Origin of the sequence: Geobacillus sp. E263, from assembly GCF_007197795.1 — a bacterium.
GTDB classification, from domain to species: Bacteria; Bacillota; Bacilli; order Bacillales; family Anoxybacillaceae; genus Parageobacillus_B; species Parageobacillus_B toebii.
The window spans coordinates 2389634-2412131 of the sequence record NZ_CP041632.1 but is presented as its reverse complement, the minus strand read 5'-3'; the positions used below and the strand labels follow the sequence as shown (position 1 = coordinate 2412131).

At 40.3% G+C, this 22498-nt stretch carries 27 protein-coding genes; 23 read left to right on the top strand and 4 right to left on the bottom strand.

Features of this window, described 5'->3' with window-relative positions; all coding sequences use genetic code 11:
* Positions 1-48 precede the first annotated feature (48 nt).
* Positions 49-516, top strand: a complete 468-nt coding sequence (locus FNL97_RS12340; RefSeq protein ID WP_062678285.1) for a DUF420 domain-containing protein — start codon at positions 49-51, stop codon at positions 514-516.
* A 117-nt stretch (positions 517-633) separates the two neighbouring features.
* A complete protein-coding gene (locus FNL97_RS12335; protein WP_062678284.1) occupies positions 634-927 on the top strand; it encodes an Asp23/Gls24 family envelope stress response protein in 294 nt (97 codons plus the stop codon).
* A 48-nt stretch (positions 928-975) separates the two neighbouring features.
* On the opposite strand, the gene FNL97_RS12330 is transcribed toward FNL97_RS12335, so the two are convergent.
* Complete coding sequence (locus FNL97_RS12330; protein ID WP_062678283.1) at positions 976-1335, bottom strand: YugN family protein; 360 nt, start codon at positions 1333-1335, stop codon at positions 976-978.
* A gap of 292 nt (positions 1336-1627) precedes the next feature.
* On the opposite strand from FNL97_RS12330, the gene FNL97_RS12325 reads away from it, so the two are divergent.
* The 6 genes from FNL97_RS12325 (at position 1628) to FNL97_RS12300 (ending at position 4660) form a co-directional block, all read left to right on the top strand.
* Positions 1628-2638 carry a CAP domain-containing protein gene (locus FNL97_RS12325; RefSeq protein ID WP_143415874.1) on the top strand — a complete coding sequence of 337 codons (1011 nt, stop codon included), beginning with the start codon at positions 1628-1630 and terminating at the stop codon, positions 2636-2638.
* Positions 2639-2743: 105 nt separating this feature from the next.
* Positions 2744-3130: a YlbD family protein gene (locus FNL97_RS12320; protein ID WP_062678281.1), complete on the top strand. Its 387-nt coding sequence runs from the start codon at positions 2744-2746 to the stop codon at positions 3128-3130.
* 11 nt (positions 3131-3141) lie between these two features.
* Positions 3142-3375, top strand: a complete 234-nt coding sequence (locus FNL97_RS12315; RefSeq protein WP_015863331.1) for a YlbE-like family protein — start codon at positions 3142-3144, stop codon at positions 3373-3375.
* Positions 3376-3415: 40 nt separating this feature from the next.
* Complete coding sequence (locus FNL97_RS12310) at positions 3416-3808, top strand: hypothetical protein (protein WP_062678280.1); 393 nt, start codon at positions 3416-3418, stop codon at positions 3806-3808.
* Positions 3809-3909: 101 nt separating this feature from the next.
* A complete protein-coding gene (locus tag FNL97_RS12305) occupies positions 3910-4356 on the top strand; it encodes a YlbF/YmcA family competence regulator (RefSeq protein WP_143415873.1) in 447 nt (148 codons plus the stop codon).
* A 22-nt stretch (positions 4357-4378) separates the two neighbouring features.
* On the top strand, positions 4379-4660 hold the full coding sequence (locus tag FNL97_RS12300) for a YlbG family protein (RefSeq protein ID WP_015863334.1): 282 nt from the start codon (positions 4379-4381) through the stop codon (positions 4658-4660).
* A 51-nt stretch (positions 4661-4711) separates the two neighbouring features.
* On the opposite strand, the gene FNL97_RS12295 is transcribed toward FNL97_RS12300, so the two are convergent.
* Positions 4712-5101 carry a DUF7147 family protein gene (locus FNL97_RS12295; RefSeq protein WP_143415872.1) on the bottom strand — a complete coding sequence of 130 codons (390 nt, stop codon included), beginning with the start codon at positions 5099-5101 and terminating at the stop codon, positions 4712-4714.
* Positions 5102-5476: 375 nt separating this feature from the next.
* On the opposite strand from FNL97_RS12295, the gene rsmD reads away from it, so the two are divergent.
* Both rsmD and coaD read left to right on the top strand, forming a co-directional pair.
* The gene (rsmD, locus tag FNL97_RS12290; protein ID WP_062678279.1) at positions 5477-6046 is read left to right on the top strand and encodes a 16S rRNA (guanine(966)-N(2))-methyltransferase RsmD; all 570 of its coding nucleotides are present in this window, start codon (positions 5477-5479) and stop codon (positions 6044-6046) included.
* 3 nt (positions 6047-6049) lie between these two features.
* Positions 6050-6559 (top strand): pantetheine-phosphate adenylyltransferase, encoded by a 510-nt coding sequence (gene coaD, locus FNL97_RS12285; protein ID WP_015863337.1) that lies wholly within the window; start codon positions 6050-6052, stop codon positions 6557-6559.
* 44 nt (positions 6560-6603) lie between these two features.
* On the opposite strand, the gene spoVV is transcribed toward coaD, so the two are convergent.
* Entirely contained in the window at positions 6604-7824 is a 1221-nt protein-coding gene (spoVV, locus tag FNL97_RS12280) for a dipicolinic acid transporter SpoVV (protein ID WP_062678278.1), read from the bottom strand.
* Between the two features lie 151 nt (positions 7825-7975).
* On the opposite strand from spoVV, the gene FNL97_RS12275 reads away from it, so the two are divergent.
* Both FNL97_RS12275 and FNL97_RS12270 read left to right on the top strand, forming a co-directional pair.
* Entirely contained in the window at positions 7976-8761 is a 786-nt protein-coding gene (locus FNL97_RS12275; RefSeq protein WP_041269610.1) for a patatin-like phospholipase family protein, read from the top strand.
* Positions 8761-9777 carry a SepM family pheromone-processing serine protease gene (locus tag FNL97_RS12270; RefSeq protein WP_143415871.1) on the top strand — a complete coding sequence of 339 codons (1017 nt, stop codon included), beginning with the start codon at positions 8761-8763 and terminating at the stop codon, positions 9775-9777. Before FNL97_RS12275 ends, FNL97_RS12270 begins: the two co-directional genes overlap by 1 nt.
* A 17-nt stretch (positions 9778-9794) precedes the next feature.
* Here the strand turns inward: FNL97_RS12270 and FNL97_RS12265 are convergent, their stop codons facing one another.
* Complete coding sequence (locus FNL97_RS12265) at positions 9795-11000, bottom strand: nucleotidyltransferase (RefSeq protein ID WP_062678276.1); 1206 nt, start codon at positions 10998-11000, stop codon at positions 9795-9797.
* 145 nt (positions 11001-11145) lie between these two features.
* Here FNL97_RS12265 and FNL97_RS12260 point away from each other — a divergent pair, with 145 nt between their 5' ends.
* The 11 genes from FNL97_RS12260 to FNL97_RS12210 all read left to right on the top strand — a co-directional run bounded on the left by FNL97_RS12260 (position 11146) and on the right by FNL97_RS12210 (position 22490).
* On the top strand, positions 11146-11691 hold the full coding sequence (locus tag FNL97_RS12260; RefSeq protein WP_015863342.1) for a YceD family protein: 546 nt from the start codon (positions 11146-11148) through the stop codon (positions 11689-11691).
* A gap of 63 nt (positions 11692-11754) precedes the next feature.
* The gene (gene rpmF, locus FNL97_RS12255; RefSeq protein WP_003251950.1) at positions 11755-11928 is read left to right on the top strand and encodes a 50S ribosomal protein L32; all 174 of its coding nucleotides are present in this window, start codon (positions 11755-11757) and stop codon (positions 11926-11928) included.
* Positions 11929-12061: 133 nt separating this feature from the next.
* Positions 12062-12826 (top strand): enoyl-CoA hydratase/isomerase family protein, encoded by a 765-nt coding sequence (locus FNL97_RS12250; protein WP_015863343.1) that lies wholly within the window; start codon positions 12062-12064, stop codon positions 12824-12826.
* Between the two features lie 70 nt (positions 12827-12896).
* A complete protein-coding gene (locus FNL97_RS12245; protein WP_015863344.1) occupies positions 12897-13490 on the top strand; it encodes an RsfA family transcriptional regulator in 594 nt (197 codons plus the stop codon).
* A gap of 98 nt (positions 13491-13588) precedes the next feature.
* On the top strand, positions 13589-14488 hold the full coding sequence (locus FNL97_RS12240; protein ID WP_062678327.1) for a 2-dehydropantoate 2-reductase: 900 nt from the start codon (positions 13589-13591) through the stop codon (positions 14486-14488).
* Positions 14481-14867, top strand: a complete 387-nt coding sequence (locus FNL97_RS12235; RefSeq protein ID WP_015863346.1) for a DUF3397 domain-containing protein — start codon at positions 14481-14483, stop codon at positions 14865-14867. The genes FNL97_RS12240 and FNL97_RS12235 overlap by 8 nt, the downstream gene beginning before the upstream one ends.
* A 98-nt stretch (positions 14868-14965) precedes the next feature.
* A complete protein-coding gene (gene bshC, locus FNL97_RS12230; protein ID WP_143415870.1) occupies positions 14966-16594 on the top strand; it encodes a bacillithiol biosynthesis cysteine-adding enzyme BshC in 1629 nt (542 codons plus the stop codon).
* Between the two features lie 334 nt (positions 16595-16928).
* Positions 16929-17861, top strand: a complete 933-nt coding sequence (gene rsmH / locus FNL97_RS12225) for a 16S rRNA (cytosine(1402)-N(4))-methyltransferase RsmH (RefSeq protein WP_081189430.1) — start codon at positions 16929-16931, stop codon at positions 17859-17861.
* Between the two features lie 43 nt (positions 17862-17904).
* Positions 17905-18258, top strand: a complete 354-nt coding sequence (ftsL, locus tag FNL97_RS12220; protein ID WP_015863349.1) for a cell division protein FtsL — start codon at positions 17905-17907, stop codon at positions 18256-18258.
* A gap of 6 nt (positions 18259-18264) precedes the next feature.
* Positions 18265-20478 (top strand): penicillin-binding protein, encoded by a 2214-nt coding sequence (locus FNL97_RS12215; RefSeq protein ID WP_143415869.1) that lies wholly within the window; start codon positions 18265-18267, stop codon positions 20476-20478.
* Between the two features lie 71 nt (positions 20479-20549).
* The gene (locus FNL97_RS12210; protein ID WP_015863351.1) at positions 20550-22490 is read left to right on the top strand and encodes a stage V sporulation protein D; all 1941 of its coding nucleotides are present in this window, start codon (positions 20550-20552) and stop codon (positions 22488-22490) included.
* Positions 22491-22498 lie beyond the last annotated feature (8 nt).

Genomic DNA, 22498 nt, shown 5'->3' with positions numbered 1-22498 from the left:
ACGTTTTGACAATCAATACTCATGAATAAACATAGAAAGGAATTGGATATGGAGTATTCATTGCCAATTTTACCGACCATTAGTACGAGCTGCATAGTCATTAGCGCAGCGTTAGTGGCGTATGGATGGTATTTAATACGTAAGAGAAACATGGCCGCCCATAAAAAGACAATGTTAACGGCGGCGGTGTTCGCTTTATTGTTTTTTATTATTTACTTATCGCGAACAATTTTTATCGGGAACACGAGTTTTGGCGGTCCTGATAACGTAAAAGTATATTATACGATTTTTCTTGTGTTCCATATTGTTTTAGCCACTATTGGGGCGATTTTTGGCATTGTCACGCTTTGGACTGGTTTAAAAGACCATCGCGCCCGTCATAAGCGGCTCGGACCGATTACAAGCGTTATTTGGTTTTTTACAGCTGCAACCGGTGTCATCGTATATTTGCTTCTCTACGTATTTTATAAAGGCGGGGAAACAACATCAATGATTAAAGCTATTTTAGGTTTTTAAAACCCGACACGAAATTTGTCGGGTTTTTATTTATAGTATCAAAAACCGATAAAGCACATATACATGTAAAACCATTACTGTTCGCATGAAGCCAAACAGTAAGGAGGGAGAGGGGGAATGAAAACGGTCACCCGATTCCGGAAGTTAAGTGCAACGCAAGCGACCCTATTGACTATTGTGATGATGTGTTTGAAAGACTTAAACGAAATTGTCATTGATGATTGCGAAGTTCATGTGGCCATTGTGGAAGATTGCCGCTGTACAATTACAGCGTCGGTAGTAATAAAATGGGGAGTACCGATTATTTCATTATGTGAGCAATTGCAAAAACATATTACAGAGGAAATTGAGGCAATGACGCCGTTTACTGTCGATAAGGTACATGTTGTTGTAAAACATCTGGCTATGTAATGAAAAAACGCATGAGATTTCCCTCATGCGTTTTTTTCGCATTTCGAATTAGTCTTGAATTTTGTCAAGTTCTTCTTTTACTTGGGATAAAATGGTTTGGCATTGATTTACCAATGAAGAAGGGAAATGTTCATCGTCGCCGTATTCTACGCCATGGGGATAATAATATTTTCCTAAAATTGGAGGAAGTAACTTAATGAGTGCATAGCGGGAATCAACATCTCCCTCAATGGCGTATCCTTGAACACGAAGATAGTAAATATCCCCCTTTATTTGAAATTTCCGATCGTATGTAACCCGTTCATAGTCCCATTGAGAAGCTCTAATAAATTTAAATTTTTCCATTAGATCATCTAAACGGGAAAGCTCCGCTGTTTGGTTTTCGATACCAGTATTTTCAAATTTCATATCTATTCCTCCTATCGACAAAGCCTAGTATACGGAAAAGAAAAATGCCCCTTCATTTATAATAGTATGAAAGATGACGACTTTCAATCAATTGTTCATCATTTTGCGATATTTTCAATTTATGATAAATTTTTGTCCTCCATTCATTATTTTTTTATTCCACATTGAATAAATGTCTGGTATACGAAATTCCCCTAGAAAGCAGGGGAATTCTTTTTTTACGTTTTGTTGCCATAGAAAAACGGCTATAATGGCAATAGGATATCTTTTTTCGGAAAGCGAGAGTTGCCGTGTGAAATGGTTTTTTCTTGTGTTATTGCTAATCATTGGATTTTATTATTTTGCGCCAAATACACCACCGCTTAGCCCGCCTCAAGAAACAGAGCCGAAAGACTATATGGTAAAAGAACCGAAAGTCGAAAGCGGCATGCTTTCAATGATTGGAAAAACAGAAAGAGATGTAAAAAAGAAATTCGGCTCGCCGACACGAATTGATGCTTCCGCTTATGATTATGAATGGTGGATCTATAATCGGAGCGCAAGCACATACTTTCAAATTGGAATGATGGATGGGCGTGTTGTTACGGCATTTGTATGCGGAGAGAATGTGAATGTAAAACCATTTTACATCGGTCAGCCCCTTCAAGAAGTGTTTAAGACGATGCCTGTTTTATCCAATGTTGAAATCAAATTGAGCACGGGAACGTATCGTTTTGAGCTGTCAGAACAAGATTACGCCTCTCGGCCGATTGTCAAAGTTGGCAACGTCTACGCGCAATTATATGTAGATCGTTTTACCGGAAAGATTTCGAGCATTCGGCTTATGACTGGGGAAGTATTCGTAAAAATGAGGCCATATGAGCTTGTTTACCGTGGCAGTTTACCTAATTCAGCCCCTTTATCTTCCGAACAGCAACGAGAAGTGGAAATAGCGAATGAAAAACAAATTTTTGATATTACAAACGTTATTCGCCAACGTTACCACGTTAAGCCAGTTCGTTGGCATGAGGAAGCAGCAAAAGTTGCCTATATGCATAGTAAAGATATGAAAGATCATCACTTTTTCTCTCATAAATCTCCAAAAAATGGTGATTTAAAAGATCGGCTATTGGCTGCAAATATTAAATTTGAAATGGCGGGAGAAAATATTGCCGCACATCATATGGATGGTATTGAGGCGGTGGAAGGATGGCTAAACAGCAAAAGTCATCGAGAAACATTATTAAGCGAACAATTTACCTACCTTGGTGTAGGTGTTTCTGGTGATTATTATACTCAAGATTTTTTAAGGTTATGGAAATAAAATAGCGATTTTGTCGATGTAAAGAAAAAATGGGCGCACGTAAATCATATATAGGCAATAGTATATGGTAGATAGGCGTGAGTCGATGAGGGGAGTAGGTATTCAATGGAAAAGCATCTACATCCTTCGGTGGAGAAATTTAAACAGTTTGTGAAAAAGCATCCGAAAATAATTCAAGAAGTGCGCAATGGTCAAAAAACGTGGAAAGAGTTTTATGAAGATTGGTATTTATTTGGTGAGGATGATGAAATTTGGAAAGCATATAAACAAAATCAAGAGTCAATGAAACAAAAAGAAAAAAGCAATAGATGGATTGAAAAAATTGCAAATACGTTACAAAATCTCGATGCTAATGAAGTGCAAAAACATCTTGCGAGTGTTCAACAAGCGATTGACGCCATCCAAAACATTATTACTCAATTTCAAGGAAATGAAAAGCAGCATATGGGGATAACGAAAGATGAACATCCGTTTTCATTTCGTAAAGACTAGAGGGGGTGCCAATGAGAAAAGAGGTTATACAATATATTCGAACGAAAAAAATGCTGCAATCTTTTATTCGCAAAGAGCCGCGCTGGTATCGCCTTCTTTCCCGCTACCCACATAAGCTGCCATCATTTGAACTTGAGGCGCTTCATTATTATGAGCAGACGATTCCACATAAAGTGGAGAAAATCGCTAATTCCTTGCAAATGGTTTCATTAATGCTTCATATGTTTCAAGCGATGCGTGATTAATTTTTGCAAAAAAGCAAAGACTACTTCCTAAAGGGGAGTGATGTCTTTGCAAAAGCAGCTCGTTATTTTGCTTTTATTTCTTTTCGTCGTTTTAGGAGCGTGTGGAAACGATAAACCGGCGCCAGAAACAAATATCCCAAATGTTGCGTTTGCTATGACTAATCAGGAGAATAAATCATTTCAAGTCAAGCATGTTGTGAAAGGGAAAGATGTATTGATTGAGTGTATTGTCGCTGATTTTCCGTTTCGAAAAGGAACGAATGGGGGACACATAAACGTATATATAAATGGACAAAAAATAGATGAAGTATATACAGCGGCATTTATGTTGCGAGGATTACCAACTGGAAAACATGTGATACGCCTTGAGCTTATGTACAACGATGGAAAGATAACTGGATTGTCACATGAGTTTACAGTAACGATCTCTTAGAAAAAGGTCTGACGAGCAAGTCAGACTTTTTTTAATGCGCAACTTCATTACTTTCCTTTCTGATTCATCTCATGGTATCATTACATTGGAGGTGCCAAAACGTGATCATTGCAACTCTCGAGCGTCTCGAGATTTTAGATAAAGCAGAAGCATTAGCAAAAATGATTGTACAATCGGAATTGGCAGAAGAATACCGCAAATGTTTTCAACGACTGAAACAAGATCGTGTTGCTCAAGATATTATCGCTCGTTTTACAAAGGCAAAAGAGCGCTATGAGGAAGTACAGCGATTTGGAAAATATCATCCTGATTATCATAGCGTGATGAAAGAAGTGCGTGAAATAAAACGTGAACTTGATTTTCATGAGACGATTGCTGCGTTTAAAAAGGCGGAAAATGCCATGCAACAACTGTTAGATGAGATTAGCGTGTTAATTGGCAAAGCGGTATCAGATCAAATTAAAGTGCCGACAGGGAACCCGTATTTTTTGTCCATCAGCTGTTCGGGAGGATGCGGGGCAGGGGGAAGCTGCGGCTGCCGCACATAGTATATAAAAGGGGAATGGTGGTATGTTTCCAAAACGCCAAGGGATTATTGTCTGGTTGCATTCATTAAAGCATAGCAAACATCTGCGCAAATTTGGCAATATTCATTATGTTTCGAAACGGTTAAAATATGCGGTTTTATATTGTGATATGGAGCAAGTCGATGAAATGATGAAAAAGCTTGCTTCCTTGCCGTTTGTAAAGCGGGTCGAACCGTCTTATCGACCATTTTTAAAGCTAGAATTCGAATCAAAAGGGGAAAAAGAAAAAAACTCCTCTTATCCATTAGGATATTCGGCGGAGTAAAAAAAGGCTGATTTTCTTTGGAAAGTCAGCCGATTTTTATTTTTATCGCCACTATTGGAGCGGAGGGATAAAACGGTTCATCCGCATAATGCCAATTAAGTGTTGATAGTATAAATCTAATTCAGCAAAAAATGTCGAAGGCTTCACTTCTAAATGAATAATCTCCATTCCTAGTTCTTTCGCTAGTTGGGTAAATAAATCGTATCGCTTATTTGGTTTCACACGTGGATTTGGAATTCCTTCCCGGCAAATATACAACGGTTGAAAATCCCCTGGATCTGTTGGATGCAAAACGACAACACACGATGTCACCGGACGGCCGTTTTTCACCGTATGAAAAGCAAAAAGTCCAGACAAACGATGCCGATTTGCTCTGGCGAGTTCAATTAGTTCGTATATATCTGAATAACCTTCCCCTAGCTCTATAAAACGCTGAATCATCTATATCCCCCTTACTATATTTGTCCATACATAACTTTAATCATTGTTTAACAAAATTTCAAATGGAAAAATAAAAAAAACCCTGCAGCCTATGATCTGCAGGGGTCCTTTACGTTTACTTGCCCTTGCGCATCGGAAGGAACAAGTAAACTAAAGGAAAAGAAAAGGGAGAGGAGAAACCGGAGGAAGAACTTATGGGGAAACGTAAGTCTTCTCCGTGGTTGGCAACAACATCCGCATGGATGTTGCCATTACTCATTATGGCCGGTTTGCTAATTTTATATACATGTTACTATGAAATTTTCAGCTGTTTTACTATAATAAAGTTTATGATACGATAATGTTGCGAAATTGTGTCAAAATGTGGTGAAAGCAATGAGGGTAATTTCAGGAAAATGTAAAGGTAGACGTCTGCAAGCGGTTCCAGGAATATCAACAAGACCGACAACAGATAAAGTGAAAGAAGCGATATTTAATATGATTGGTCCGTATTTTTCCGGCGGGATGGGCCTTGACTTGTTTAGTGGCAGCGGCGGTCTTGGAATTGAAGCATTAAGCCGCGGGCTTGACCGAGTCATTTTTGTAGACCATGACGCAAAAGCGGTGCAAACCGTCAAAAAAAATGTTGCAACGTGTCGACTGTTAGAACAGGCAGAAATATATCGGAATGATGCAGAAAGAGCATTGAGGGCAATTATAAAACGCGGGCTTCGTTTTCATTTGATTTTTCTTGATCCTCCATATAAAGAACAAAAATTGGAGTCAATCCTTTCGTTTATTGATGAACATGAGCTTCTTGAAAAAGATGGTGCTGTCGTTGTGGAACACTCTGCCGAAACACATCTTGCCGAACAAGTTGGTCGTCTTGTAAAGTGGAAACATGAAGTATATGGAATTACCGCGGTTTCAATCTACCGGTACATGGATGTGCAGAAAGGAGAATAGGGCATGGCGAGCATTGCGGTTTGCCCAGGAAGCTTTGATCCGGTTACATATGGGCATTTAGATATTATTAGGCGAGGGGCAAAAGTGTTTGATCAAGTGTATGTAGCGGTACTTAATAATTCTTCAAAGAAGCCGTTATTTTCTGTTGAGGAGCGGATAGAACTGTTGCGGGAAGTGACGCGGCCGTTTCCAAATGTGATTGTTGAATCGTTTCACGGCCTGCTTGTCGATTATGCGCGCAGTAAAAATGCGAGTGCGATTTTGCGTGGTTTGCGGGCTGTGTCCGACTTTGAATATGAAATGCAAATCACGTCGATGAACCGTGTTCTTGATGAAAATATTGAGACGTTTTTTATGATGACAAATAGCCAATACGCTTTTTTAAGTTCCAGTATTGTCAAAGAGGTAGCAAAGTATAATGGCAATATTTCCGACTTAGTGCCACCTGTTGTAGAGGAAGCGCTGAGAAAAAAATTTGCTTCCCTTACTTCTAACGAACGTAATGAAAGCTGACTTAAAAGAAGCTTCTTTTAAGTCAGCCTAATTTTATTTTGTCTTTATTCTTTGACCTTTTTTTGCCATTGAGCAGCAGTAAGCCATATATATAGACATAAAAAGACGATCGTAATGATTGGTCCGAATTGATGCAACAGCTCCCAATAATGGTTGATCCAGCTTGGTGAGCGTTCTATCAAAAATGTTGGAATAACGCGCATATTTCCATCGGCTGGGTGGACGTAGAGCGGTTTCCATAGTATATATGTAAAACATGCGGCAAAACATCCATGCATGATTCTGGCGATAAAAAATGGTTTAAAGCGGATGTTTGCTTCAGCGAGGATGCTTGCTACTTGTGCTTGCACGGAAAATCCGCCAAAAGCAAGAATAAAGCTTGTTGCAATGGCTTTTTCCAACAGTTCGGCTTTATCGGTTTGGCTAATCATCTGACTGCCAAGCGTAATTTCAAATAGACCGGAAATCATCGGGATGCTTAGTTCTTTTGGAAGTTGAAATAAGTGAAGAATATACTGGAAAATAAAGGATATATATTCCGTAATATGCATCATGTAAAGCAGCTTATTAATGACGGAAAAGAGAATAATAAACCCACCGATCATCAACAATGTTTGTACAGAAGACCGAACGGCGTCTCCTAACAATTTTCCAAGCGGCTGTTCGTTTTTTAGACGGGTTTCATGAAGCACTCGGAATGCGTAAGGAAAAGGAAACAAATGACTCGGTCGTTTTTGCTTTCCTTTTTCTTGTGATTTTCCATGGAATCTCATAATCATTCCTACACAAATGTTTCCTATATAGTGGGAAAGTGCTAAAATAATGCCAAGATTTGGATTGTGAAAAAATCCGATCGACACCGCGCCAAAAATAAACAATGGGTTGGATGAATTAGTAAATGAGGCTAACCGTTCTGCTTCGATCGTAGAAATTTGTTTTTCTTGATAAAGCCGTGCAGTTAGTTTTGCTCCTGATGGATAGCCGGAAGCCATTCCCATTGCCCAAACGAAACCGCCGACGCCAGGAACTCTAAAAAGCGGCCGCATAAGCGGTTCTAACAAAACTCCAAGCAAATTAACGACACCGAAGCTAATCAATAATTCAGAAACGATAAAAAAAGGTAATAGTGATGGAAAAACGACTTCCCACCACATATTTAAACCGCGGATGGATGCTTCTAATGATTGCTGAGGGTAGCAAATTAATGACAGTGCAAATAAAGTAACCGTTGAAGCGAGAAAGACGGTTTTTGCTTTTGGTTTCATATCTGTTCTGCCTCCTGGTAACGACACATCCTCTCTCCCCTTTTTAACACCATATTACGTGTACAACCTCATATAGTTTAATATACGAGTATAGGGGGGAGTTTTAGACCATAAGATGAAACAAGGTGGTCATGTAGAGCGGAGAGAAACGGTGTTTCCGAAAATTGGGTTAGCGCTAGGTTCTGGAGGGGCGAGAGGTTTCGCGCATCTTGGAGTACTGAAAGTATTGGAAGAGGAGAAAATCCCAATTTCCTACATAGCCGGAAGTAGCATCGGGGCGCTTGTCGCTGCTCTATATGCTAGCGGTCTCGGTCTTGAGCGTTTATATAAGTTAGCAAAGTCGTTTCGTCGAAATGACTACATCGATTTTACAATTCCAAAAATGGGGCTAATTGCTGGAAAGCGAATTACCGAATTTATTCGGCTTCTCACAAAAGGGAAAAAAATTGAGGAACTGTCCATCCCGGTGGCAATTGTAGCGACGGATTTACAGACAGGTCAAAAAGTGGTGTTTCGCCAAGGGGATGTTGCCCGCGCCGTACGAGCCAGCATTTCCATTCCCGGTATTTTTGTCCCTGAAAGGGTAGACGGGCGATTGCTTGTAGATGGAGGAGTTGTTGATCGCGTTCCCGTTTCCGTTGTCCGAGAAATGGGTGCGGATATTGTTATTGCAGTCGATGTTTCCCATGTGAAAGTGGACGGAGAAATTACGTCGATATTTGATGTGATTTTACAAAGCATTGATATTCTGCAAGACGAGCTTGTCCGCCATCGTCAACTTGCCTCCGATGTGATGATTCGGCCGCACGTAGAGCAATATAGCTCGCGAGCATTTACTCATGCACAGGAAATTATTGCTATCGGGGAGCAGGAAACACGCAAATATGTGCCAGAAATCCGCCAAGCAATTCAAAACTGGAAGGAGCATTCACGCTGATGAAAAAACGAATGTATGTGGTTGCATTTTTCTTTGGCGTCATCGTAGCATTGTTGCTTATTTTTATTAAATTTCCTTATTACGTTACGATGCCTGGAACTGCGCAAGACTTAAAGCCGCTTGTTCATGTGGAGCATGGGGATGATGATGATGAAGGAACGTTTATGCTAACGACGGTGAAAATGGGACGGGCGAATGCTATTTCCTATTTTCTTGCACATGTTCGCTCCTTTTATGAACTATATCCGTTAGAAGAAATAAAACAAGAAGGGGAAACAGATGAGGAATATACAATGCGTCAGCTTCAGCTTATGGAGCAGTCAAAAGAGGCAGCGATTGCTGTTGCCTATAAAAAAGCGGGGAAACCAGTTTCTTATAAAGCAAAAGGCGTATACGTGATGAGTGTGCTTCCACATATGCCGGCAGAGGGGCAATTAAAAGTTGGCGATCGCATTATTAAAATAGATGGAAAAAGGATGGATACATCGGAACAAATGGTGCAATATATTCGTACAAAGAAAAAGGGAGATAAAGTTCATATTACATTTGTGCGCGGTAAAAAGGAAAAAGAGGCAACTCTTACATTAATGCCATTTGCGCATAATCCAAAACAAATAGGTATAGGGGTTTCGCTTACTACCGATTATGACATTGCTACAAACCCGCTAGTCCGCATTGATTCGGAACAAATCGGCGGGCCATCAGCAGGATTAATGTTTTCGTTAGAAATTTATAATCAACTTGTCGAAGAAGATATTACGAAAGGGCATAAAATTGCCGGTACAGGTACGATTAATATGAATGGCGAAGTCGGACCGATCGGCGGCATCTCGCAAAAAATTGTTGCTGCTGATCGGGAGGGAGCAGAAATTTTCTTTGCACCAAACGAAAATGGGGCAGCAGATTCGAACTATCGAGAAGCAGTGAAAACGGCAAAAAAAATCGGAACAAAAATGAAAATTGTTCCGGTCGATACGTTTGATGATGCGATTCGTTATTTAGAAAATTTAAAATAACCATCGTAAAGCGGCTGTTATTGCAAAAGAGGAGGAGTAGCGTACTCCTCTTTCAGCACATTGGTGCGAGCAGGTTCAGGAAATATTGCGGCATAAGCAAAAGACGCCTTTTTTTCTTGCTGGTAAATCGGGTCATGTTTTAAATTTGACACTTTTGTAACGAGCGGAAGCGGCAGATGTTTTTTTACATGTTGTAGATAGCGGCGCCCGTTGCTGCTCATTCCAAGCAAACGAATATATGTCGGCGTTTCTGTTTTTTTTCGCTGGTCTTTTGTAAAATTCGTTAAAATATGAGTGCATATTCGTTGCAGCCTCGTCCACGTATATCGTTTTGTTTTGATCGAGTTCATAAAAGCGGAAAACGTCGGGGCAGCAACAATTTCTTGCTTTAAGCGGTGTTCGATACCTTCGTCAACGCCGGCAATTTGGCGCAGCTCCGCCTCTTCCGCTGTCATGATGCGATACTTTAAAAACGGAAAATAGGCTTCCCATTCATGAAACATGCCGTATGTATCATAATATTGCTCGAGTGTTTGTTTTGTAGTGCCTGGAATATACGGGGCGATGGTTTCTAAATGTGCAAGCGACCCTTTAAGCGCTTTTCTTAAGCTTGTCGCGCTAGCGATCGATGGATGAGAGAACGTTTTGTCATGATAATCGGAAGCGATGCGGCGAATCGTACGAGGAGTGATCGGAATTTGTTTTTGTAAAATCGCTTTGACATACGCAAGACCGAGCACATTGTTCGGCTTAGATAAATCAAGGTTAGTGGCGTTCAATCGTTTCCAGGCTTCTGCGTTCGCCCGCGGATAGCTTACCCCTTCCTGAAGCGCTTCTTGCACATAACTGTCATGCTGCTGTTTTTGCTCTAAAAACGTTTTTGCCGCATCGATAAATGCGGTTATATTTCCATTTTCGCTTCCGAAGCAAATTTCTTCACAAAATAAGGAATGAAGCAATGTAACCGCGCCGCTGGCAAATCGTTCAGCAGATTGAACCGCAAATGCATACGGCAGCTCAATGACAATATCTACCCCGGCTGACAATGCCATTTTTGTTCGCGCCCATTTTGATACAAGCGCAGGTTCTCCGCGCTGCAGAAAATTTCCGCTCATGACGGCAATAATGCAATCTGCTCCAGTTTGTTTTTTGGTTTCTTCTAAGTGATATAAATGCCCGTTATGAAACGGATTATATTCGACAATGATTCCGACCGCTTTCATTTTGCTCTCCCTGCTGTTTAGTTGTTTTTTTCAAAAGAGTGATAAATTGTATATAAACTGACAACAATTATACTGTAAAGAAAAAATATTGACAAATAGGAAAACGAAACGTATAATTTTCTTTGTTGTCTTGAGGTGATTTTTTATGAAATGGACAGTCCATCAGCTTCATCAGTTTCATCATAAAGAAATCGTTATTGATGAATATGTTGATGTCTCTGATTTAAAAGAGATTGATAAACTGATCCGCGATATTTCGCCTGTGCATGTACAGGGAAGGGCAGATATCGGTTCGACAAAATTTACGTTTCACTTGCAAGTGTCGGGAACGATGGTACTGCCTTGTTCGCGGACGTTGGTCGACGTTTCGTATCCATTTTCGGTCGAAACGACGGAAACATTTTTTATGAATGATTATGATGTAGTATCGACAGATGAAGATACGCATCTAGTGAAAGACGAAACAGTAGATTTGTTACCGATTATCAAAGAACTTATTCTTTTGGAAATTCCGTTGCAAATATTTGCGGAAGAAGAAACGGTGCAGGACGGGGCTCCGCAGTCTGGAGAAGGCTGGGAAGTCATTAAAGAAGAACGTTGGGAAGCGATGGCAGAAGAACAGGCCAAACAGAAAATCGATCCTCGTCTTGCTGCATTAGCGAAGTTTTTTGATAAAGACAAAAAAGAGTAAGCGAAGTAGCCGGGATGATCCGGGCTTTTGATACTTCGACATGCTGATAAGGAGGTGGGAAGCATGGCAGTACCTTTTAGAAGAACATCAAAAACAAGAAAAAGATTGCGCCGCACTCACTTTAAATTGCAAGTGCCAGGCATGGTAGAATGCCCAAATTGCGGTGAAATGAAATTAGCGCATCGCGTATGCAAATCTTGCGGAACTTACAAAGGAAGAGAAGTTGTTAACAAATAATTATCTTTAACAACAAGCACAAGGAAGGAAAGTACTTGTGCTTGTTGTTTTTTTATTTTTAGCTATGAAAATAAGCAGGAAAATGCCCGCACGATGCCCAATTGATTTTAAGGAAAGGAGGAAACGGAAAAATATGAAAGTAGCTATAGTGGAATATGACAGTAATGGGATTATTTGGTTTACTATTCATCGCCCCGAAAAACGAAACGCGATCAATTTTGAAGTAATGGACAAGCTGGAAGAAACGATTGCGATGGTAGAAAAAAATGATGATGTGAAAATGCTCGTCATTACGGGAACAGGTGATGAAGCGTTTTGTTCAGGAGGGGATTTAAGCAAATTTCAACATTTACATACGACAGAAAATGCAAAACAAATGTTAGAAAAAATGGGGACGATTTTGTATTCATTGCTTACGTTGTCTAAACCAACTGTCGCGCTCATTAACGGCACTGCTATTGGCGGCGGTTGTGAGTTAGCATCAGCATGTGATTTCCGCTATGCGAAATCTGGAAGTAAAATCGGCTTTATTCAAGGAAAACTTGGAATAACGACTGGGTGGGGCGGAGCGACAATGCTTTTTGAAAAACTTCCGTACACTCAAGCGCTTGATATACTTTTGCGTGCAGAAAGAATAAGCGCAGAAAAAATGTACGAGTATGGATGGATACACGCGGTGCTGCCAGGAAACAATTTGCGGGAAGAATGCCGCGAGCTGCTTGCCCCTTATTTATCACAATCGGTTTCTGTATTGCGTGCATATAAAATGGCAGCTGCAGAAAAGTGGAAAAGCGATGAATTTCGGATGAGATTTTTTGCGGAAATCCGCCGTTGTTCCGAATTATGGGGGTCAGAAGAACATAAAAGAGCTATCCAATCTTTTTTAAATAAATCATAATTTTCTCCCTTCTATCTTTTCTATTAGCTGCATAAATATAGTAAAAAAGCAGCTATAGAGGGGGAAGAAGATGACAAGTGTACGTCAGGATGCGTGGACGCAAGACGAAGATTTGCTATTGGCAGAAGTCGTATTGCGCTATATTCGCGAAGGAGGTACGCAGCTTCAGGCTTTTGAAGAAGTAGGACAGCTTTTGTCACGCACCGCAGCTGCATGTGGCTTTCGATGGAATTCCTATGTTCGAAAGCAGTATAAAGAAGAAATTGAACTAGCGAAAAAACAGAGAAAGGAGAGAAAAAAAGAGGCTGCGGCTAGTGAAGAAAGAGAACGAAAAAGGAAAGAGGAAATAACAGACAAAAACTTGACGTGGTCTGATGTCATCACATTTTTGCAAACACATGGGCAAAAGGCGCATGATTCGCAAAGAATAGCGGATGAAAACCGTGCTTTAAAGAAAGACATGGAGCAATTACAACAAATGATTACAAAACTCCAAGCCGAGAAAGAAGCATTGCAAAAACAGCTATTTGCTGTTCAAGAGGAGTATAAAACATTGCTTGCCATTATGGAACGTGCAAGAAAAATGGCGGAGCTTGAAGAAGAACAAGAACGAAAAGCTCCACTCTCGGGAAACACGGTCCTAGAAAAAGTGGAAAAATCGTAAAAAGCTGACCCCATCGTCAGCTTTTTTTTCTTAGCGGATAAATGGGCTATTTGCTAAAATAGGAATAGCATGGATTGATGGAAGGTGAGGAAGAAATTGTGAAAATTGGAATTGTTGGCGGCGGAGCCATTGGTCTATTAATCGCTGCTTATTTAAGTAATGAATATGAAGTCACTGTTTATACAAGACGTTCAGCACAAGCACAACGATTAATGAACGAAGGATTGCGGTTTGTGAAACGCGGAGAAACAAAGCGTATTTCACTTCAAGCCATGACATTTGCGGAAGCGAACATTAACGATGATCTTGTTTTTATAACGGTGAAGCAGTATGATATTGCAACGATTATCAATCACCGAAACCTGTTTGATCAGGTGAAAACGGTTGTTTTTCTACAAAACGGGATGGGGCATATTAAGTTGCTTTCTCCACTCATGGAAAAAAATATTATTGTTGGAATTGTCGAGCACGGTGCACTCAAACATGATGATCATACGGTAGAACATACAGGAATTGGAAAGATTGTGCTTGCAAGCTTGTATGGCACATTTGGACAAGCTGTAAATTTATCGGCAAAGAGCATCTCTGATTTTCCATTTGAATTTGCTAATAATTGGGAGAATATGTTAGTGAAAAAATTGATCGTGAATGCAGCCATTAATCCGTTGACAGCGCTTTTACGCATCAAAAACGGAGATTTGCTTAAAGTGAAACCATATTATGAAATGATGAAATTGTTGTTTTCCGAATTTAAGCAAGTGTTGCCGATCGAAGACGAACAAAAGGCATGGGAACATATTGTGAGTGTTTGTCAAAAGACAGCAGAAAATTATTCATCGATGTTAATGGACATTTCCCAAAACCGAAAAACAGAGATTGACGCCATTTTAGGCTATGTTTTAGAAAAAGGAAAAGAACTCGGGATTACGTTGCCGCTCTCACAATTTTTATTTTATGCCATAAAGGGGTTGGAAGAAGGGGGGACGAAAAATGAATGAGTTGTTTGCCCACCTGATTGCGGCGTTCGTTACGATGCCGTTATTATCATTTTTTCTCGTTTATTATTCTGCTCGTAAATTGTTAAAAAGAAAACGAAAATCGTTTTATGCGGCAGTGAATGTTTCGACGCTTTTTTTTATTATTGCTGTTCATTTCTTGGCTACCGTCCTTTCCGGAAAATCGTATTTATGGCACATTGTCTTCTTTTTACTTATCATGCATATGTTGATCGCGGTCGGATATTGGCGCAAAAAAGAAGATTTTCACTTTTCCGCTGTTTTTCGCTTGTTTTGGCGGGCAAACTTCTTATTGTTTTCCTCGCTTTATTTTAGTCTGCTTGTCTATGGAATGATTGTGAGAGTATCTAGCAATTTATAAATAAAAAACTTGAATGACGGTGAGCAACTGTTTTTTCATTGCAAAAAAGAAATGCTATACTCATGAAAGAACATACATAAGAAAGGAAGTTTCTAAAAATGGAAGTTCGGGAAATTTCTTTGGCTGCTACAACACCGTTAGCAACCGATTACATAAATGGCACTTTTCCGATTGAAAAAGGTTTTTCTTACTCCCTTCAGGCAGAAGATGTGTTTTGGAGGCGGCTCGATGACATAAAAGGAAGAACATATCCACGCCGCGAGCTTGTTGAATATTTACGTTCGTATCATCAACAATTTCACGCGAGTCCCGAAACATTTGATAATATTGAAAAATTGCTTGATCCTGAAAGTGTAGTAGTAGTAGGCGGGCAACAAGCAGGATTGCTGACCGGACCTCTTTATACGATTTATAAAATTATCTCTGTAATCAAGCTTGCTAAAGAGCAAGAAAGAAAATTAGGTGTGCCGGTCGTTCCGCTTTTTTGGATTGCTGGTGAAGACCATGATATTGCCGAAGTAAACCACGTGTACATTGCAGAAGATGGAAAAATTAAAAAGTATGTTTATCCCGATATTCCGCAGGAAAAGCGTATGGTATCGGATTTACCGTTAGATCATCAAGTTTGTTCGACTTGGATAACCGATATTGTAAAAACATATGGAGAAACAGAAACGACAAATAAGTTGCTTGATTTTCTGCTTCGATGTTTAGGCCAATCGAAAACGTTCGTTGACTTTTTTGCTGCTATCGTTTTACGTCTATTTGCTTCTGAAGGATTGGTTGTTCTTAATGCAGCCGATGTCCCGTTGCGCGCAATCGAGAGCAGCTTTTTTACTGCTTTGATTGAATGCCATCGCGAGGTGACGGATGCTGTTTTGCGAAAGCAGCATCAGCTTCGGCAGCTCGGATATAAAAATACGTTAGATATTCAGCCGCATTGTGCAAACTTGTTTTATTATGATGGGAGACAACGGTGGCTGCTCGAGCATGATCCACAAAAAGAGGTATTTCATAGTAAAAAAGGAGAATTTGTTTTCTCCAAAGATGAATTAATACAACTTGCTAAAACCAAACCTGGCCATTTAAGCAATAATGTCGTGACCCGTCCGCTTATGCAAGAATTTTTGTTGCCGACATTGGCATTTGTCGCCGGTCCTGGAGAAATCGCATATTGGGCAGAGCTGAAAGAAGCGTTTTCGATATTCGGTTTCAAAATGCCGCCAGTCATCCCTCGTGCCAACATCACTATTGTAGAACGCTCCATTCAAACCGATTTAGCTGAAATCGGGATCGATATCATGGATGTTTTCAAAGGACGGCTAGAAGAAGCGAAACAGCAATGGTTAGCGCAGCAAACTCGTTATCCGCTTGAAGAAATGTTTGCGAAAGCAAAAGCGGAAATCGAAGAAATTCATCGCCCGCTTCGGGAATTTGGAATGGAAATTGATCGCGGATTGGCGGGGTTGTTGACGAAAAATGCAACTCTTCTTCAAGCGCAAATCGATTTTCTTCAGCAAACGTTGCAACGAGCATTAATAAGGAAATATGAGGTGGAGTTGCGAAAATTTTCTCGCGTGGAAATGTCGTTAATGCCGAATCAAGCGCCACAGGAGAGGATTTGGAATATTTTCTATTACATCAATAAATATGGATTTGATTTTTTAGAAAAACTTTTGCAGCTTGATTATAAATGGAACGGCATGCATAAAATTGTATATATATAATAGTTTTTACAAGAAAAAGTCGAAAAGAAAAGTCCTGTTTTATGCAGGATTTTTTTTTATCGGAATGAAATAGTAGACATACAGAAATTAAAATGGAAATAAAAGTAAAATAGCAAATATTAGTTCGTATTTATTGTGAGCTGCCGAAATACGACAAAAGTAAACAGAAGAAGACGAGTTTTTACAAAAAAAGCTAAAATTTTGTTGTGTTTTGCAGTATAATAAGTAAATGATCGCTCTATATGAATAACGAAGCTTTCCTAGCTGATTTTCCACGACGTTTATTTTCGTATACCATATGTTGCAGCAATGAGTGATTAAAGGTGGTGAACATGTGTTTCAACATACGACAGTGCTATTAAAGGAAGCAGTAGATGGACTCCATATAAAACCGGATGGAATTTATGTCGATTGCACCCTTGGCGGTGGAGGACATAGTGAATATTTACTTTCACAACTGTCAGAGGACGGAAGACTATTTGCGTTTGATCAAGATGATATGGCGATCGAGTATGCGAAAAAAAGATTAGCCCGTTATGAAAAACAGGTGACGTTTATTCGCAGAAATTTTCGCTTTCTTGCGGAAGAGCTAGCGGCGAGGGGAGTTCATAGAGTGGATGGAATTTTGTTTGACTTAGGAGTGTCCTCACCGCAGTTAGATACACCAGAACGAGGATTTAGTTATCACCATGATGCACCGTTAGATATGCGAATGAATCGCGAGCAATCATTAACGGCTTATGATATCGTTAATCATTGGCCATATGAGGAGCTCGTACATATCTTTTTCCATTATGGTGAAGAAAAATTTTCGAAGCAAGTGGCGAGGAAAATCGAAGAAGTTCGCAAAGAAAAGCGAATTGAAACAACCGGGCAATTAGTTGACATCATTAAAGAAGCTATCCCCGCGCCGGCAAGGCGAAGCGGAGGGCATCCGGCCAAACGAATTTTTCAAGCGATACGAATTGCCGTAAATGATGAGCTGCAAGCATTTAAAGAGGCGATTACACAGGCGATTGATTTATTAAAATCAGGTGGAAGAATTAGTGTTATTACGTTCCATTCATTAGAAGACCGCATTTGTAAAGTGGCTTTTAAAGAAGCAAGCCAAGGCCCACAGCTTCCTCCTGGGCTTCCGCTCATTCCTGATCAATACCGCCCGGCATTAAAAATTATCACAAAAAAGCCGATTGTCCCTTCCGAGGAAGAGATCGAACATAATCATCGCGCGCGTTCCGCAAAGCTGCGTATCGCCGAAAAGCTATGAACAAAAAACGATGTTGAATCACTAATGACAGGAGGGAAAAACAATGAATAATACGGCAGTAAAAATTCATGAACGACAACGTCCGTCATCACGTCCGCGCACTAGAAAGCAACGAAAGCTAAAAATTCGCTTTACGTTAGGGGAAAAGCTTTTATTCCTATCGTTTTGCGTATTTGCTATGTATGCAGCAGTGCATATTGTGTCCAATCAAGTGAAGATTTATCAAGTAAATAAAGAAATTCAACAGCTACAAGAAACGGTTCAAGAACAGAAAAAGCAAAATAATGATTTATATGTTGAAGTTCAACAATTAAGCACATATGAACGGATTTTGCAAAAAGCGAAAGAACTCGGTCTCTCACTAAACGAAAATAATGTAAAAGTTGTACAGGAATGATCGCCGATGGAAAGGAAAAAGCATAGCAATACACATAAAGGAGCAGCTATATTATTTTTCTTATTCAGTCTGCTCTTTTTTGTGTTATTGGCTCGTTTTATTCAGTTGCAGGTAACGGGAGTTGCTGATGGCCAAGTGTTAGCGGCAAAGGCGGAGGAAAAGTATAAACAAAAGCGAACGATCGAAGCAAAGCGCGGAACCATTTTTGACCGAAATGGCGAAGTGCTTGCTCAAGATGTGCCGTCATATACAGTTATAGCTGTCCTTGATCCAAAAATGACGACAGATCCTGATCATCCGAGACATGTTGTTGACCCACAAAAAACAGCAAAAAAATTAGCCCCATTGCTAAAGATGGATGTAGATGAAGTGAAACGAATTTTAACAAAAGATGCAAAACAAGTGGAATTTGGCGCAAATGGACGAAATATTAGCTATGAACTGAAAGAAAAAATTGAAGCATTAAATCTGCCAGGGATTGGGTTTATTCGTGATACAAAACGATTTTATCCAAATGGCAATTTTGCCTCGTACGTAATTGGTTACGTACAAAAAAATAATAAAAAAAATGAAACAGTTGGAAAAATGGGGATTGAGAAAAGCTTAGATAAGCATTTGCGTGAAAAAGACGGTTACGTATCTTTTGCCGGGGATATCAGCGGATTTCGCCTTCCAAATACGAAAGAAACCGTCGTTCCACCGGATAATGGAGCGAATGTTTATTTAACGATCGATCAAAAGATTCAAACGTTTTTAGAAGATGCGATGAACGATGTGGAAAAACAATATAAGCCGAAAAAAATAATTGCGATTGTTGCAGATCCGAAAACAGGAAAGATCTTAGCAATGGGAACAAGACCGAGTTTTGATCCAAATAAGCGCAATATACAAAACTATTTCAACGATGCGATTTCCTATCCGTATGAGCCTGGTTCGACAATGAAAATTTTTACGCTTGCGGCTGCAATTAATGAAGGTGTGTATAACGGGAATGAACAGTATCGGTCTGGCTATTATAAAGTGGGACCAAATATGATTCGTGACCATAACAAAGTAGGTTGGGGAACGATTACGTTTAACGAAGGAGTCCAACGCTCTTCTAATGTCGCTTTTTCTATTTTAGTAAAAGAAAAGTTAGGAGAAGACCGCTTTTTGCAATATTTGCATCGTTTCCGTTTTGACAAAAAAACTGGTATAGACCTTCCAGGAGAAGCGGTAGGGCAAATTCATTACAAATATCCGATTGAAAGAATAACGACAGGATTTGGTCAAGGAACATCGGTGACACCAATCCAACAAATTCAAGCCGCAACCGCGATTGCAAACGGCGGAAAAATGATGAAGCCATATGTGGTCGATCGTATTGTTGATCCGGATACAGGAAAAGTGATTGCAAGAAACAAGCCAGAAGTAGTGGAACAACCAATTACAAAAGAAACGGCTAAACAAGTGTTAGATATATTAGAAACGGTAGTTACTTCGGAGAAAGGAACGGGGCGTCCGTATCAAATTGAAGGGTACCGAGTTGCTGGAAAAACAGGAACAGCACAAATTCCGTCACCAAGAGGAGGATATTTAACCGGCTATGAAAACTATATTTTCTCTTTTTTAGGAATGGCCCCGAAAGAAGACCCGCGTTTAATTATGTATGTCGCAGTTCAGCAGCCAAAACTATCCTATACGGAGACAGGGGCAGCTCCTGTTTCACATATTTTTACTAGCGTGATGAAAAATAGTCTTCAATATTTGCACATTCAGCCTTCTTCCAATAAGAAGGCGTCAAAAGAAAAATCAAAAGGAATTGAAATCGGTTCTTACGCGGGTCGTTCTACAGAAGAAGTAGTGAAAGAACTAAAGGAAAAAGGGCTTGTCCCAATTGTAATTGGAAATGGGCGGCAAATTGAAGAACATGTACCGTTATCTGGTGATAAAGTAATCGCTGGGGAACGGGTTGTGCTTAAAACGGATGGGAAGGCAGTGATGCCAGATGTGCGCGGCTGGTCGCTGCGCGATGTAATGAAAGTGGCGGAACTGCTAGAGCTTCGTCCGAGCACGAAAGGAAATGGGTATGTTGTCAGCCAAAATATTCGGCCAGGTGCATTAGTAAAGAAAGGTGATTACTTAATTGTAGAACTGGAAGAACCGCGAAAATGGAACGAAAGAATGGAACAAGAACAAAAAGAAGCATCAGATAGAAAAAGTGATGGTCCAGTTGATTGATTTAAGACGTTCTATAATGAAGCGTACAAGCATATAGTGGAACGAGCCTATCACAAAGGAGGTTCCTCTATATGCGTGTTTCCCACGTCACTGTCCGCAAACGGCTGATGATCGTGTTTCTAGTTGGGGTGTTTATTTTTGCGATTATTGACATTCGTCTCGGATATGTTCAATTTATATTAGGTGATATGTTAACAGAAAGAGCGAAAGATTCATGGAGCCGAAATATTCCATTTGAGCCGAAGCGCGGAGAAATTTTGGATCGCAACGGCGTTCCGCTCGCTACGAATATGAGCGCGCCAACGGTTTACGTTATCCCGCGGCAGATTGAAAATCCGGCCGAGACGGCAGAAAAGTTAGCGAAGGTGTTAAATATGCCCGTCGAAAAAGCGTATAAGCATATTACGAAAAAAACATCGATCGAACGCATTCCAGAAGGCAGAAAAATATCGAATGAAAAAGCAAAAGAAATTCGGGCACTCGGCTTAAAAGGAGTATATATTGCGGAAGATACGAAACGTTATTATCCGTTCGGCAGTTATTTGTCCCATGTTTTAGGATTTACCGGCATCGATAACCAAGGTTTGACGGGACTGGAACTTTATTATGATAAGGAATTGAGCGGGCAACGCGGTTCGGTGCAATTTTATTCGGACGCAAAAGGAAAAAGAATGCCTAATATGGCAGATGATTATACGCCGCCAACAGATGGGTTAAATTTGGTGCTTACGATTGATTCGCGTATCCAAACAATCGTGGAGCGGGAACTCGATATTGCCGAAGCAAAGTATAATCCAGACGGCATTATTGCGATTGCGATGAACCCGAATACGGGAGAAATTTTGGCAATGGCGAGCCGTCCGACGTTTGACCCGGCAAACTATCGAACTGTACCGCCGGAAATCTATAATCGCAACTTGCCGATTTGGAGCACCTATGAGCCTGGTTCAACGTTTAAAATTATTACGCTTGCTGCGGCGTTGGAAGAAAAAAAAGTAAATTTATTGAAAGATCATTTTTATGATCCAGGATATGTAAAAGTTGCCGGTGCAACATTACGTTGCTGGAAAAAAGGCGGGCATGGATCGCAAACTTTTTTAGAAGTTGTGCAAAACTCTTGTAACCCAGGTTTTGTAGAGTTAGGGGAACGCCTAGGGAAAGAAAGATTGTTTGAGTATATTAAGAAGTTCGGCTTTGGTGAAAAAACAGGCATTGACTTGCAGGGGGAAGGAACCGGAATTTTATTTGATTTGAAACGCGTTGGGCCTGTCGAACAAGCAACAACGGCCTTTGGGCAAGGGGTGTCGGTGACACCGATTCAGCAAGTGGCAGCTGTTTCTGCGGCAGTAAATGGTGGAATTTTGTACACGCCATATATTGCGAAGCAATGGGTTGATCCTGAAACAGGAAAGGTAGTAAGCCGCAATACACTAAAGGCGAAGCGACGCGTTATTTCCGAGGAAACGTCGAAACAAATTCGTTATGCTCTAGAGAGCGTTGTTGCACAAGGGACAGGGAAAGGCGCCTATGTAGAAGGGTATCGTGTTGGCGGAAAAACAGGAACGGCACAAAAAGCGAAAGGCGGCCGATATTTAAAAGATAATCATATCGTTTCTTTTATCGGATTTGCACCGGCGGATGACCCACAGCTTGTCGTTTATGTTGCTGTCGACAATCCGAAAGGAACGGTTCAATTCGGTGGTGTCGTCTCTGCTCCAATCGTCGGAAAAATTATGGAGGATAGTCTACGTACACTTGGCGTGAAACCACGCAAAGGCCAAATAGAAAAAGAACGGGCGTGGAATGATCCGAAAATGGTCGAAGTTCCGAATTTAATCGGCTTATCAAAAAAAGACTTGCAAGAGCAACTTTTTAACTTAAAATTAGATGTTAGTGGAGAAGGTGATGTTGTTATTGAGCAAGCCCCAGAACCTGGGGTGAAAGTGAAAGAAGGTTCCACTATTCGCATTTACTTAGCATCAAAGATGTCTTCTAAAAAAGAAGTTCGATGAAAGCGATC